The sequence below is a fragment of the uncultured Paraglaciecola sp. genome, assembly GCF_937123705.1.
Classification (GTDB): Bacteria; Pseudomonadota; Gammaproteobacteria; order Enterobacterales; family Alteromonadaceae; genus Paraglaciecola.
This window is the reverse complement of record NZ_CAKZKO010000020.1, coordinates 1-14,447: the sequence shown is the minus strand read 5'-3', so window position 1 is coordinate 14,447 and position 14,447 is coordinate 1. Positions and strand designations below refer to the sequence as shown.

At 39.8% G+C, this 14,447-nt stretch carries 10 protein-coding genes; 4 read left to right on the top strand and 6 right to left on the bottom strand.

Translation table 11 applies throughout. From position 1 onward, the window contains the following. Positions 1-145 precede the first annotated feature (145 nt). Positions 146-2,944, top strand: coding sequence for an XrtA/PEP-CTERM system TPR-repeat protein PrsT (gene prsT / locus Q0688_RS03100; protein WP_299073080.1), 2,799 nt, complete (start codon positions 146-148; stop codon positions 2,942-2,944). Positions 2,945-3,159: 215 nt separating this feature from the next. Beyond that, positions 3,160-4,191 carry a PEP-CTERM sorting domain-containing protein gene (locus Q0688_RS03095; protein WP_299073078.1) on the top strand — a complete coding sequence of 344 codons (1,032 nt, stop codon included), beginning with the start codon at positions 3,160-3,162 and terminating at the stop codon, positions 4,189-4,191. Positions 4,192-4,292: 101 nt separating this feature from the next. On the opposite strand, the gene Q0688_RS03090 is transcribed toward Q0688_RS03095, so the two are convergent. Then, positions 4,293-5,738, bottom strand: a complete 1,446-nt coding sequence (locus Q0688_RS03090) for a phosphomannomutase CpsG (RefSeq protein ID WP_299073077.1) — start codon at positions 5,736-5,738, stop codon at positions 4,293-4,295. Between the two features lie 35 nt (positions 5,739-5,773). Further along, the gene (locus tag Q0688_RS03085) at positions 5,774-7,195 is read right to left on the bottom strand and encodes a mannose-1-phosphate guanylyltransferase/mannose-6-phosphate isomerase (protein WP_299073075.1); all 1,422 of its coding nucleotides are present in this window, start codon (positions 7,193-7,195) and stop codon (positions 5,774-5,776) included. 201 nt (positions 7,196-7,396) lie between these two features. Between Q0688_RS03085 and tcdA the strand changes: the two genes are divergently transcribed. Together tcdA and Q0688_RS03075 are read left to right on the top strand one after the other, a co-directional pair. Beyond that, a complete protein-coding gene (gene tcdA / locus Q0688_RS03080; RefSeq protein WP_299073073.1) occupies positions 7,397-8,185 on the top strand; it encodes a tRNA cyclic N6-threonylcarbamoyladenosine(37) synthase TcdA in 789 nt (262 codons plus the stop codon). Positions 8,186-8,282: 97 nt separating this feature from the next. Beyond that, on the top strand, positions 8,283-8,696 hold the full coding sequence (locus Q0688_RS03075; protein ID WP_299073071.1) for a hypothetical protein: 414 nt from the start codon (positions 8,283-8,285) through the stop codon (positions 8,694-8,696). Positions 8,697-8,700: 4 nt separating this feature from the next. Here Q0688_RS03075 and Q0688_RS03070 read toward each other — a convergent pair whose 3' ends face one another. The 4 genes from Q0688_RS03070 to Q0688_RS03055 all read right to left on the bottom strand — a co-directional run bounded on the left by Q0688_RS03070 (position 8,701) and on the right by Q0688_RS03055 (position 14,198). Beyond that, entirely contained in the window at positions 8,701-9,198 is a 498-nt protein-coding gene (locus Q0688_RS03070) for a DUF2919 domain-containing protein (protein ID WP_299073069.1), read from the bottom strand. A 25-nt stretch (positions 9,199-9,223) separates the two neighbouring features. Then, a complete protein-coding gene (locus Q0688_RS03065) occupies positions 9,224-11,026 on the bottom strand; it encodes a GGDEF domain-containing protein (protein ID WP_299073067.1) in 1,803 nt (600 codons plus the stop codon). Positions 11,027-11,096: 70 nt separating this feature from the next. After that, positions 11,097-12,686, bottom strand: a complete 1,590-nt coding sequence (ggt, locus tag Q0688_RS03060) for a gamma-glutamyltransferase (RefSeq protein WP_299073106.1) — start codon at positions 12,684-12,686, stop codon at positions 11,097-11,099. A 138-nt stretch (positions 12,687-12,824) separates the two neighbouring features. Then, on the bottom strand, positions 12,825-14,198 hold the full coding sequence (locus tag Q0688_RS03055) for a Na+/H+ antiporter NhaC family protein (RefSeq protein WP_299073065.1): 1,374 nt from the start codon (positions 14,196-14,198) through the stop codon (positions 12,825-12,827). Between the last annotated feature and the right edge of the window lie 249 nt (positions 14,199-14,447).

Sequence of the window (14,447 nt, the reverse complement as noted above, 5' to 3'; positions counted from 1 at the left end):
CATTAACTTGGGCTTCACTCAAGTAGCTGCTTTACCTATATGTTGGTTTGTTTAAAATTTAGCAAAAAATACTCTTTTCTCAGTATCCATTATTTAATGTTACAGTAGATACATTAAATATCTTCAACGGCTAGAACTGATTAGTATGCGAAATAAAAATGTCCCCTTCACAACTGCAGTTATTTTAGTCGTCGCTTTTTTTTGTAGTTTTGCACTTGCTCAATCAGCAGTAGATTATGAAAAAGCCTTAACTAGTTTCAATCAAGAAAAATACGATGAAGCCTATATTCATTTAAAAAATGCACTTAAGGATAATCCATCTCACTTGCAGTCAAAATTAATGATGGCGGATATTCTTCTAAGGCGTAAAAATCCACACGCAGCTATTATAGAATTTGAAGAATCACTGGAATTAGGCGCAGATGCCGACATCGTCCTTTTTTCTTTAGCCAAAGCCTACACTTGGGTAAATGACTACGAGAAAGTCATACTGCTTGAGACTGACTCACTCAATAATAAAAATAAATTTGAAGTCACCTTACTGCAAGCCATTGCATTTGAAAACCTCGACCAGCCAGAGAAAGCGCAGCAAACCCATTTACAAGCATACGATATTTTGCCCAGTAGTATTAAAGCGAACAATAGCCTAGCGAGATATTACTTAAGATTAGGTATGCTGGAAAAGTCACAGGACTTGGTAACTAAGGCACTATCTATAGATACAGAAAGCGCCGACTCCCTGCACATTCAAGGGCAAATTAAAGAGCGCCAAGGCAATATTGAACAGGCATTAACTTTTTTTCAAAAAGCCAATCAGCTTTCCCCTATCGATGCTTTTATTAGTCGCTCATTAGCGAACGCCTATGTTGATTTAAAACAAAACGACAAGGCTAGACAGGTTGTCAGTGAAATACTCGCGATTACTCCTGACGAGCCTTTTATCATGTTATTGAATGCACGGTTACATAGTTTAGATAATAACAATGAATTGGCGATAAAGGCCTATGAAGAACTAAGTCAAAAATTGGCACTTATTCCCAACGAGTTGTTGATAGAGCAAACTGAGTTATTGTTTTTGTCTGGTTTGGCATCTTATATGACTGGAAATTTTGAATCCGCTCGCAATAAACTTATTAGCTATATTACCCAAAAACCCGATAATTTATACGCTATAGAGTTGTTAGTTGACACTCACAGTAGGTTGAATGAACATAAAAAAGCCCTTATAGTTATGGAGAAGCACTATCAGGCGATTAAAGATAATTTATCCCTTTCAATGACCCTATGCGACTTATATCTAAGTAACAACAAACCCCATAAATGCTACTTCCTTATTTCAGAACTTAAACAATCTCACCCTAAAGCCATTCGAATATTCAATTTGATGGAAGTAAAAATCCTACAAGCACGGGGAAAATATCAAGAAGCATTAGCCTTTTTCGAGAAACACTTTTCAGATTTGCACGGACTAGAAGTGAAAAAAACCGCAGCTATCTTATATATGCAAAACAGAAAGATAGACCAAGCGCAGGGCGTAGTAGAGCAGCTTATATCTCTTGAACCAGAAAACATCGCTCACTTATTGCTTAAAGTAGAAATTTTAATTTATCGCCAAGAATTTAATGACGCCCAAGAAATTAATGACAGTATCTTAGCGGCAACCAAAGATATTTTCGCTCCATTATACAACCAAGCCTATTTACAGTATTTAAAACAAGAATATAAGCAAGCGCAAAGGTCAGCCAAAGCGCTGTTGCCTTTATATGTCAAACATGTCAAGGTGCATATACTATTAGGCAACATTCTTATTGCTCTTGACAAACTATCAGAAGCAGAAGAAAGCTTTAAATCCGCAAAGTTATTTGATCGAGACAATGTTTTACCCTATGAAAAGCTGGTACATATTTATCGAAAATTAGACGATCTGCCCGCTGCTTTAAAACAACTAGATAGGCTACAAAAAAGTCACTTTCTAGAGCCCAAATACATTCTGATTCGAGCTGAGATCTATCTTCAGCAACGCAATATGGAAGGTGCTGCCGCGCAGTTTAAGAAACTGTCGAATTTATGGGGAGACAATGCCCAGCAGCTATTATTTGTCGGTCAAAAGCAACGACTTGCCAAGCTATATCCAGATGCTGAGAAAACATTATCACTTACACTAAGACTTTCTTCAGATTACTTATTCGCAAAAATTGAATTAATGCGATTATATATGGACATGAAACAATTTGATAAAGCTCAGAAACTCGTTAGTTCATTATCAAAACAGCAACAAAACAACCCTAATATCCAAGTCATTCTAGGTGATATTGCCCTGTCTCAAGATAAGCTAGACCACGCAAAGACGCATTTTTCCAAAGCAATTGAATTAGACAACAATTACCACGTGGCCATAGTCAAATTGTATCAATTAGCGACTCAGAACGATGTAGGGGCTGAATCATTCTTAAAAACTATCAACGCTATAATTGCTAAACATCCTGAAGCGCACCTTCATCGACATATACTCGCTGATTTTTTATATGATCAAGGTGATATTAACAAGGCGACTGAGCATTATTATCAACTTATTAAAATAGACAACTTACCTAAAAAAGAATTTATATTTAATAATCTCGCCAACATCCTTATAGAGTCCGATATAACGTCAGCACTTAACTTTATTGATAAGGCTATGGCGTCACCTCAACCCAACTCTACTTTTATAGACACAAAAGGCTGGATATTAACCTTGCAAGGCAATTACATTGAAGGGTTAGACTTGCTGCGAGAAGCCAATTCTATGAATGCCAATAACCCCAGCATCCTCTACCATATTGGCTACAACTTAGTAAAAGTTGGACAAATAGAGTCTGCCAAGATTGAACTCAAAAAAGCACTATCCGCCAAAACAACTTTTGCAGAAAGAAAACTGGCCCAAACACTAGTGAATTCAATTTAACGACTTTTCCCAATTATAGAGACAGCTGTATTAACTGTGTTTTAAGAGCAACAATTACACACAATTTGTGTCAGCTATATTTACATTTAATTAACTTAACATTTTTAGAAACAACGCAACCAACTGAAAATTAATAACTTTTTATTTATGGCTTCATTATTGCACATTAGAATTAAGCTTTAAGTTAAACACCTTAATTTTACGGATACTAAATTATGTTTAAAAAAATATTAGTTACCGCTGTTGCTTCTATATGCAGCTTGTCAGCACAGGCATCCAATAGCTTTACCTATGACGGGCATTATGAAGCCAGTGAATACGACGTCTCCTTTTCCATTGATTATGATCTTGGCAATGGTAAAAAGGCTGACGGTGGAACCCTCGCATTCGCTAGCCATGACGGTAAACAGTATATGTATATTGCTCATCCTTTAGGATTTAAAGATTTGTCTTATGGTAAAGACGACAAATACTTGGTTGGATGGGATGGCTCGAAACAAGATAACGCTGAAAAAGCCATGAAAAGTGAATATTTTACACTTTCATTTGATACACCAAATGGTATTGAAACTTTTAAGTTTGATCCAAGAATTCCTGGAATGAGTGATTCAGATAATCGAAAAGGTGTTGAAGAAAATAAAATAAATGGTATTAAATTTGATTTAGAAAACGGATCTAATCCTTCTCAAGTAAGTGAAACGATTAATGGTTTGGATATGACTTTCTTATCAACATTAAATTACAATTCTAGTTTGCTTAATGAGGGGGATTTCTTTGGTTCTCTAGGTGATTTTTACAAAGAATCACCAGAAACCGTAGACTGTGGAGATGAATCAAGCAGCGCGGCGTCTTGTTACCAAATAGATAATAATGTAGCCCGTAATAGTAACGTACAAGATTGGGATTTTAACTTTGGTATTGAAGTAGAGATCACCAGTGGCAATCTTTTTGGTGACGGCTTTGACATTATGTCGTTGTTGCCTGAGCACTTCGGTGTTAATCAAGATAAAGATACACCAGAAGCAGGTATTGGGGATGTTTTGGTATCGCTAGATGACTTACATGCTTCAGATCCTAAAATTCGCTGTTCCGAAACGGGAATAGCAGGGGATAAAACGCCATGTGATGTCATTATTTCTGAAAAGCCACCTGAAAATCCATCTACCGATATTCCTGAACCTTCTGCATTAACCTTAATCGCACTTGGTTTAGTTGGTATTGGTTACAGACGTATGAAAAAAGCTTAGTTAATAAAATCCATACAGATTAAAAAACTCGCCATTTGGCGAGTTTTTTCGTTTTACAACTTTAGTTACGCTGAATGAGCACATATTTTTGGAGATTGGTATTAGTTCAGCAAAGCCAACAACTCCTTGGTTTTTTCTTCCATTAAGACCACATCCCCTTTAGATTCAACATTAAGTCTTACCACTGGCTCGGTATTGGATTTACGTAAATTAAAGCGCCAGTTTTCAAATTCTAATCCTATGCCATCGGTATAATCCACTTCTAACGCTTGCTCTTGATATTTATCTAGAATGAGTTTAATTGAAGCATCTGGATCGGCCAAAATTGAGTTAATTTCACCTGATGAAGGGAATGCAGCAATTCGTTCTTTTACTAAATGGGACAATGGCTTTTTACTGGTACACAACAACTCAGCCACCAATAACCAAGGGATCATGCCCGAATCACAGTACGCAAAGTCCCGAAAATAATGGTGAGCACTCATTTCACCGCCATATACTGCGTCATCTGCGCGCATACGCTCTTTAATAAAAGCATGGCCAGTTTTACTTTTGATGGGTATGCCACCAGCCGAAACAACGATATCTTCGGTGTTCCAATAAACTCTAGGGTCATAAATGATCTTTGCCCCGGGATCTTTACTCAAGAAAGCTTGAGCTAACAAACCTACAATATAATAGCCTTCTACAAACTCACCATACTCATCAAACAAAAAACATCGGTCAAAGTCGCCATCCCAAGCAATTCCCATATTGGCACTATGCTCAATTACGGCATTAGCGGTGTCTGCCCTACTCTCTGGCAACAAAGGATTGGGTATGCCGTTAGGGAAAGTACCGTCAGGGTTGTGATGCACTTTAATAAACTCTATGGGTACTTGGGCTATGTGCAGTGCCTTTTCGATAGCGTCTAAGGCATCGCCTGCTGCGCCGTTACCTGCGTTTACAACCAGTTTTATTGGTGTGATATTTGCCGCATCAATATAAGACAACATATGTTCTACATAAGCCTGCATATTGTCTAAGGTGTTATACTTGCTGCTTTCGAGGAGTTTACTTACTAAGACAGAGCCCTGCCCTTTAACAAAGTCTTGTTCGCTGACTAAACTATCTGAGTAGAACTCGAGTCTTGCTAGCACCTCATCAGCCTTGTAAGTTTCTGCCAAATCTCGAATAGCAAACAAACCCGTGTCGCCGCTAACGGGTTTGGCATCCTCTTTTACTAATTTCATGCCATTATAATCTATGGGGTTATGGCTTGCGGTTACTTCTATGCCACCATCTACCCCTAAATGTTTAGTGGCAAAATAAATCTCTTCGGTGCCTGTCATCCCTAAATCGGTGACTGTTGCTCCGCCATCGATTAATCCGGCGGCTAAAGCCAACTTTAACGGCTGGGATGTCAGCCTTACATCGCCACCTACCACCACGGTTTTGGCTTGCATATATTCTGCAAAGGCTTTACCAATACGATAAGCAAGGGGTTCGTCGAGTTGCTCGATTAACTTACCGCGAATGTCATAAGCCTTAAAGCATGTAATGTTCATAATTTCTCTTAGCTAGATTTCAAGTTCGACCGTTTTTACTTGGCTTCAACACGGCCGTAACGATCAGAAAAGCGCACAATATCGTCTTCCCCTAAATAGGTACCAGACTGCACTTCTATTAATTCCAAAGGAATACGACCAGGGTTTTCTAAGGCATGAATTACGCCAACCGGAATATAAGTCGACTGATTTTCGGATAATAATAAGGTCTCATCACCATTGGTCACTTTTGCGGTACCTGATACTACTATCCAATGTTCGGCTCTATGGTGATGCATTTGCACCGATAATTTTTCACCGGGTTTTACGGTAATATGTTTAACTTGGAAACGCTCGCCGTTATCAATTGAATCGTAGCTGCCCCAAGGCCTAAACACTTCTCGATGGAACTCCCATTCAGGGCGATGTTCAGCTTTAAGTTTATTCACTACCTTTTTGATATCTTGTACTTTCTCTTTGTGCGCGACTAATACCGCATCTTTGGTTTCGACCACTACAATATCATCTAAACCCACCACAGAAATAAGTCGTTGTTCAGAGTTTATATAACTGTTATTTACACCTTCCAAAATAGCATCGCCTATGACGACATTATTGCGTGGATCTTTTTCTTTAGCGGTATCCCATAAAGAAGACCAACTGCCTACATCACTCCACCCTGCATCAAGAGGAACAACACAGGCTGCTGTGGTGTTTTCCATAACGGCGTAATCAATGGAATCATCTGGACAAGTAGCGAAAACATCGGCATCGACCCGTACAAATTCTAAGTCAGTTGATTCGGTTGCTATGGCTTGCTTACATATTGCCAACATCTCAGGGGCATATTTTTCAAGCTCTTCTAGGTAACGGCTGGCTTTAAACATAAACATGCCGCTGTTCCAATAAAACTCACCAGAATCTACATATTGCTGCGCGGTAGCTAGGTCGGGTTTTTCAACAAAATTGCCCACATCAAAACCCAACTCAATGCCATCAACTTTAGCGCCGCGCTTAATGTAACCATAACCGGTATGCGCTGAGTCTGGCACTATGCCAAAAGTTACGAGTTTTCCCTGTTTAGCTAATACTTCTGCCTGAGAAATAGCATGATGAAATGCTGGCGCGTCATTTATCAAATGATCAGCAGCTAAAATGAGCAAGATAGGATCTTCCCCACTAAGTGAAGCATGTAAGGCAGCCAATGCTATTGCTGGCGCCGTATTGCGCCCCATTGGTTCGAGTAATATACCGCCATGTTGTACATCTTGTTGGCGCAATTGCTCAGCCACCAAGAACCGATGCGCTTCATTACAAATAACGATGGGTTGCTCAGCCCCTGAGCCATCTAAGCGAGTAATGGTATCTTGCAACATAGTTAAATTGCTCGTCAGACTCAAAAACTGCTTAGGCAAAGCCGCTCTAGATTTTGGCCATAATCGACTTCCACTTCCACCAGCTAAAACAACAGGTTTCATCGCACCTTCCTTTTTAATTTTTATAAATGTATTGGGACAACAAAATTGCCGATGAACTAATTAACCTGAATAGTATTAAAGCCAGAGCGGTTATTCAATCGAGAACAGTAAAGAAGCCTTATTAAATCATCTCTTATCATGCGTTAAGCGAAGTAATTGGTATATAATCCTGCGCCACTAAAGTTAAATGAAAAAAGATTTATGGATCAAAAGCAACGGTTTGGCGGTACCCAACGCCTTTATGGCGCATCTGGAACCGATATTCTACGCCAATCACATGTATGCGTTGTAGGCATTGGAGGCGTAGGCTCGTGGGTAGCCGAAGGGTTAGCAAGAACAGCACTTGGACATATCACCCTAATTGATTTGGATGATTTGTGTGTCACCAATACCAACAGACAAATCCATGCGTTACAAAATACTGTTGGAGAGGCTAAAGTTGCGGCCATGGCAACACGAATAATGCACATAAATCCTGAATGCACAGTGACACAAATTGAAGATTTTGTGACACCTGATAACGTAGCAGAACTACTAAATAATAATTTTGACTATGTGGTAGACGCAACTGATAGCATCAAAGCGAAAGCCGCTATGATAGCGTACTGCAAGCGCAATAAGATACCTATGATTACTATTGGTGGCGCGGGAGGACAAATTGACCCAACTCAAGTTGCCGTAACCGATCTCAGTAAAACCATCCAAGATCCCCTAGCCGCAAAATTACGGTCAGAGTTAAAACGATTTTACAATTTCAGTAAAAACCCAAAGAGACGTTTTGGTGTAGATTGCGTTTATTCAACAGAGCAACTACGTTACCCTCAAGCCGATGGCAGTGTATGCTTCAACAAGTCCCTCACAGATGGCAGTGCTAAATTGGATTGCAACAACGGGTTTGGTGCCGCTGTCGCTGTTACAGCTACTTTTGGTTTTGTCGCCACAGCAAGAGTAATAGATAAATTAATCAGTAAACATAAGCCAGCATCCTAGCGTCTATACTAGCGACGGCCATCAAACTACATTTCTAATCGACAAATTAGTAAATAAACAACACAATAGTCATATACAAGAAAAAGAGATAAAAACTATGCAAATGACATCGGCAGAACTAAAAGACTTAATGATCGACAGCGCCCAAAATGCCATCACCACAACCGAAGAAGAGTTTAATATTGTGTTGGACGGCTCTGATCAAAGCATTGATTTAGTGGACGATGTCATTTTAAGCTGGTTAGGTCGATACAAAGATCAAGCCTTAGAAGAAAACGCGGTATTCACCATTTGTAATATCTATGGCGCTTATGTGGGCGAAGTATTTCGCAACAAGGTTGGTGGTAATTGGGCCTACGACGAGTCAAATCCCGACGCCCCTTATGTAGTTCTTAACTATGCCGGCCGCAGTTATGTATTTGCAGGTATTTGCTACCAAAGACTGGTGAATGATAGCCAAATAAGTATCAGAAGTTATTATGACCAAGCCTTGGCAAATAACCTCCAATAATCTTTTAATTTGAATTGTTGGTTGTAGAGCTTGGAGTAATGTGTTTCCAATCACTGAGCATCAACTGAATATGTTTATCTTTTATCAAAAAGTAGAAAAATAGCCAATCCACTAATAGAGTCACGGCAATTACCCATGAAAATTGCCAATGCTCTATGCTAGCCAGCCGAATATGTAAGCCCAAATCTGCCAATACCGCAATAATCAATAAGGGCTTAATCCCCAAAAACAGCCATCCTCTATTTGCTTGCCAAATTTTTTCCCGAAAACCTAAAAGTAGTAGAGCCAAAAAAGCCATAAAAGCAATGACGAGGTTCATATACAAATATTGTCTTTCAGGATAAAACAAGGCCAATAATTGTTCGCCATTATCTCTAACAGACACAGAGCCGATCAACACTAATAAGCTTCGACACAACACCGCGATACACAAGTATAAAGCTGTTGGGGGCTTCACTCTGCCCGCATCGTCGTAGTATTTTAATGGGAGTAATAACTTCATTTAGTTAACTGGTACAGTGAATACATCATGCCTTGTGATGACGTAAAGCTTGACGTATTTCCGCTAATACATCTTCCACATCTGACAAGCTGTTGACCGAACTATACATATGCATATTGGCGCGAACATCAACGGTTTCTCCACTGCCAATTTTGAAAGTGAGATCCCCTAGCGCATTTTGAATTCTTGCAAATAGCTCAATGGCGATATTCTCTTCAATATCAACTAAACACACAATAAACTGATCAGTACCAACGCGTCCAAGAATGTCTTGGTCGCGGGTAACATGTTTTAAGCAATCCGTAACCTGTTGTAGCGCCAAATCAGCTGTTTTGTATCCGTGCAATTCACTCATGGAAGTAAAATTACTCACATCAAACAGCGCGAGTGTATTGACATTTTCATAGCTAGGAGCTTTTACTTTCTTTATTTTTGATAACACTGAGTGTTCATTTGGCAATCCCGTTAGTGGGTCGGTCGCCAGTCTAAGCAAATACTGTCTACCAAATGTTAGATACCCCAACCCGAGCATAGCTAAAATCGTCATGACAACCAAAATAACCACTTGAATACGCTGTTCCTGTACCTTAGCTAAACTCGTTTCTAGCCCAATAATTTCATTATGAAGCTTAGCTACACCTAACACCCGCGCCGACTTTTGTTGTTTTCTAATCTTCTCAAGAGAAATCTCTGTATAGCGTTCAAAACTTTGTTGGGCTGCTTCAACATTGCCTAAAAATAAGTGCGCTTTGACCAAAAAGCCAGTGTAGTGCAAATGTTTTGATAAACTTTTGGGCATAGCCAATTCGGTATTGTTTTGCCTTTCAAGAAATTGACGTACACAAGCTCTGTCTTCATCATATAAACATAAAGCTGCAACATACCATTCATACAAAATATGCATAGTTTGGTGGGAAATTTGTTGTAAAAACACATTCCAGCTACGCAAACTTTTCCGTAACGATTCAAAATCATTGGTTCGATAAGCTTGGCGGCTTTGGGCAAAATGATACCAACTATTGGTTAATGGAGTATTAACCTTTAGATTACGTCTACCCAATTCTTCAATCATCAATTTAGCGTTTTCATAGTCACCACTTCCTGTATATGAAGTAATAATACTAATCAAAGGCGCCACCTGATTTTTTTCTTCGTAAACATTTAGCCCAATCTGGTAGGTTTTTTCATACTGCTCTGCGGCTAAAGCTCGCTGGCCAATAGATGCGTACAACAGGCCTATATTATTATGGATATGGGCAAGAGATTTTTGATCATCTCTGTCAGAATAATACTTAACCAAGGCAAACATACGCCCCAGTTTTATACCTATGTCTTGCTTTTCTTGATCGCAAACCGTGATTAGCCCAAGCTGAGAGCTCAGATAAATATCCCCAAACTTGTCTTTAGAAAGGCGTTGAGATTGACGGTAGTAGTCACATTTCTGTGGTTTTTCTTGAACATCAAAAATAAAACCAAGTTGATAATGCACACTGGCAAAGCTCCGTGAATTTTTATCCATGCTAGGATCAGATAATAAGCGTTCGAGTATGGCTTGTGCTTGATTATTTTTGCCTACACAGATCAACCAGTGCGCTTTATGCACTTTCATTTTCAGGATCTGCTGCGGCAAAATAGTGGCGTCCTTAAAATACTCATCCACCTGCGGCATAAACTGGTCATCAGGGCAGTCATAAGTAGAAACCTGAATATTCTGAATAAAATCGTCAACGTCATTCGCTAACAGGTTTTGTGAATAAAAAGCAAAACCCAGCCCCCAAAAGACAGCGCTTGCGCAACAAAATGATTTCAAGCTTTGAATGCGTGTCATTTTAAGCAACCTAAGGGGTAACCACTGTATATAAAGGAAAAGATTGTTAACACCATCCATAAGTAAGTGGCTAGAAAACCATAGCCTTGCCCCGTCCATTGGCCTCAGACGCAGCATCAATTTCACCGTTTTTATGTAAAATTACATGCATATCACCAAAACGATTGTTACGCATAATATAACCCATTTTCTCTAATTCTGAGAGCACCGCAGGCTTTATGCCATTATGGTGGCGAATAACATTTTTGGGCAATAGTTGATGATGAAACCTTGGCTTATTCACCACATCATGGGCACTCATTGAAAACTCAATGGCATTTAGAATTGATAAATATACCGAACTAAGGATAGTTGTACCGCCAGGTGAGCCTGTCACCATAATAACCTGACCATCTCTTAACAACATACTAGGAGTCATCGATGACAGCATACGTTTTTTAGGTTGTATTTCATTGGCTTGACCGCCCACAGCGCCGAATACATTCGCCACGCCCGGTTTCGCACTAAAGTCATCCATCTCATCATTCAATAAGAAACCAGCCCCTTGCACGACCACACTGCTACCATATCCAAGATTAATGGTAGTGGTGTTTGATACGGCATTACCCCATTTATCCAGCACCGAGAAATGTGTGGTTTCCTCACTTTCTTTTAGTCCGGGTTTAATCTTTTCAGTTTCTGAAATTTTGTCTTTCAAAACGCCTTGGCTACGTTTCTTAACATATTCATCTGCCAATAAGTGCGTAACAGGCACTTTCACAAAATCAGGATCGCCAAGATATTCAGCACGATCCGCAAATACTCGTTTACCAATTTCGGCTAGTAAATGTAAGTAGGCTGCAGAATTATGCTCAAGCTTGTCTTGCCCTTGGGTTAATAAATCGTACATTTTTAACCATTGGGTGATAGCCACGCCACCAGAACTTGGTGGAGGTGATGTAAGTATTTGATAGTCACGCCATGGGTTTTCAAGAGGAGTTCGAGACTTAGCTTGGTATGACAATAAGTCTTTTTCTGTAACCAAGCCATTTTCTTTGCGCATAAAGTCACTGATGATTTTCGCGGTTTCTCCTTTATAAAACCCATCTCTACCTTGATCACGAATTCGCCGTAATGTGGTAGCTAGTTCTGGCTGTTTAAAAACTTGATTGGCGATCGCCCCTGCAAAATAATCTTTAAAATTCACATCGAAACCAGCTTTATCTAATCGCTGTATATGTCGTTTAATAGATCGCGCAAGATTTGGATGAACCTTAAACCCTTGTGCTGCTATCGTCACCGCGGGTTGTACTAATTCTTTCCAAGATAATGTGCCATGTTTTTGATGGGCTAACCACATGCCCGCCACGGTTCCTGGCACACCTGAAGCCAAAATACCGATAACCGATTGATTTGGGATGACATTACCGTTTTCATCTAAATACATATCGCGATGCGCTAACAAAGGAGCCTGTTCACGGTAATCGATAAAATCACTTTTTTTATCTTTATACACCAACATAAAGCCCCCACCGCCAATATTGCCAGCTTCGGGTAAGGTTACGGCTAAAACAAATTGTGCGGCAATAGCGGCATCCACCGCATTCCCGCCTCTTTGTAAAATGCTTTTGGCCGTATCTGCGCTGTAACTATCAGGCATAGCAACCGCGGCTTGTTGCATAACTGGTGTTGGTTTGGCTTTTACCTCAGCTCCACGCTCGGCACATGCAAAAAAACAAACACTGATAACAGGTAGAAAAACACGACCCATTAGTTTATTTACAGTTAACCCTGTAGGCATAATTATTTTTCCTTGGTTTTAAATCATAATTAGACTGGCAATAAAGTAGGCGACAAATGCTAAAGTTCCGCCAAACAACGCATAAGGCATTTGAGTACGTACATGGGTTAATAAGTCACACCCCGATGCGATTGATGATACTGCTGTGGTGTCAGAGATAGGCGAGCAATGGTCTCCAAATACCCCTCCACCTAAAATTGCCGCGATGACCAGTGATGGCGGCAATCCTAATGTTTGGATCAAAGGCACACCTATAGGAATAAGTATTGCAAATGTCCCCCAAGAGGTGCCGGTACTAAAAGACATCAAACCGCCGGCGATAAACAAAACCGGCACAATCAAACTCACGGGTAAATAGTCTCCTACCATACCGGCGACAAACACTCCAGTTCCTAGCTCTTTTAAACTTGCGCCTAAGGTTAATGAAAACAACACAATAGCGACTAAAGGTAATATCTCGCCCATACCTTTAAATCCTGTATCAACTAATTCTTTGTGGCTGAATTGTTTCGAGGTTAGCATTAAAATATAGGCAACAAAGCAGCCAAACAGGGTGGCATACAACACAGATTTACTGCCATCACCGTTTGCCAGCTCACCATTCCCTGTCCATAACATAAAGCCAATCATAGCCACAATCATACTTACCAAAGGCAATACCATAAACCGTGCTTTTGTCGCAGCTACGGCAACTTGTTCACCCTCTAGCTTGGCTAGCTCTTGCTCAGCCTCTTTCATTGGGCCATGAACTTTGTCTGCCAAAATCGTATACAACACTATTGCCAAGGCAACAATGGCGTAGAAATTTAGCGGGATTGTGCCCCATAAAATAGATACCGCACTTTGCTCAAACTCATAGTTGCTCAAAAGCGCCAGAATAAATGCCCCCCAGCCATTGAGTAGTATAAGAATACAAATCGGAGCGCTGGTGCTGTCGATGATATATGCCAGCCTTGCTCGGCTCATATTAAATTTATCGAATAACCCTCGCGCCAATATACCCGATGCCAACACGCTTAAATTAGACTCAATAAACACCACTATGCCGGTAAACATAGTGAGTAGACCAACTTGCTTCTTACTCTTTGCAACGCCTTTATTGATCAACATTTCAACAGTAGCGGTTACGCCTCCAGAATGTCGCATATAAGCCAATAAGGCGCCAATTAACACACTGAACAATAAAATTCGGCTATTACTGGCGGATACCACAATTTCGATCACTCGCTCTATAGAGCCAATAGTGCCGCTAAATAACACTTCGGTTTTATTTTGATAAGCGAGTAACCACTCAGCAGATAATATGGCGGCCAATAGTGCCAAGATGACTTCTTTGCGCCAAAATACAATGATGATGGCAATAATCGGGGGCAAAATAGAATACCAATGCATGTACATACCTTATTTAGATGACAGTTTTTATTAAACTTTAAATATTCTTAGCCCTTAGTAAAAGTGCACTCGAATTAAGACATTTCAAATCTTCATATTTTGCCAGAAAAATCTAACCACTCCAGACTTTCTAATAAAATACATCAAAGGCGTGCATATTAGCTACTACTACTTAACCCGAATTCGGGATAAGGAATGTCGAAAAATACAGATTTACATTTATATTTCAAAGACTTACTTTTATTAAAA

Excerpts from the sequence above, each read along its gene's own strand:
- prsT (WP_299073080.1), top strand. The coding sequence starts at position 146 with ATGCGAAATAAAAATGTCCCCTTCACAACTGCAGTTATTTTAGTCGTC.
- Q0688_RS03095 (WP_299073078.1), top strand. The coding sequence starts at position 3,160 with ATGTTTAAAAAAATATTAGTTACCGCTGTTGCTTCTATATGCAGCTTG.
- Q0688_RS03090 (WP_299073077.1), bottom strand. The coding sequence starts at position 5,738 with ATGAACATTACATGCTTTAAGGCTTATGACATTCGCGGTAAGTTAATC.
- Q0688_RS03085 (WP_299073075.1), bottom strand. The coding sequence starts at position 7,195 with ATGAAACCTGTTGTTTTAGCTGGTGGAAGTGGAAGTCGATTATGGCCA.
- tcdA (WP_299073073.1), top strand. The coding sequence starts at position 7,397 with ATGGATCAAAAGCAACGGTTTGGCGGTACCCAACGCCTTTATGGCGCA.
- Q0688_RS03075 (WP_299073071.1), top strand. The coding sequence starts at position 8,283 with ATGCAAATGACATCGGCAGAACTAAAAGACTTAATGATCGACAGCGCC.
- Q0688_RS03070 (WP_299073069.1), bottom strand. The coding sequence starts at position 9,198 with ATGAAGTTATTACTCCCATTAAAATACTACGACGATGCGGGCAGAGTG.
- Q0688_RS03065 (WP_299073067.1), bottom strand. The coding sequence starts at position 11,026 with ATGACACGCATTCAAAGCTTGAAATCATTTTGTTGCGCAAGCGCTGTC.
- ggt (WP_299073106.1), bottom strand. The coding sequence starts at position 12,686 with ATGCAACAAGCCGCGGTTGCTATGCCTGATAGTTACAGCGCAGATACG.
- Q0688_RS03055 (WP_299073065.1), bottom strand. The coding sequence starts at position 14,198 with ATGCATTGGTATTCTATTTTGCCCCCGATTATTGCCATCATCATTGTA.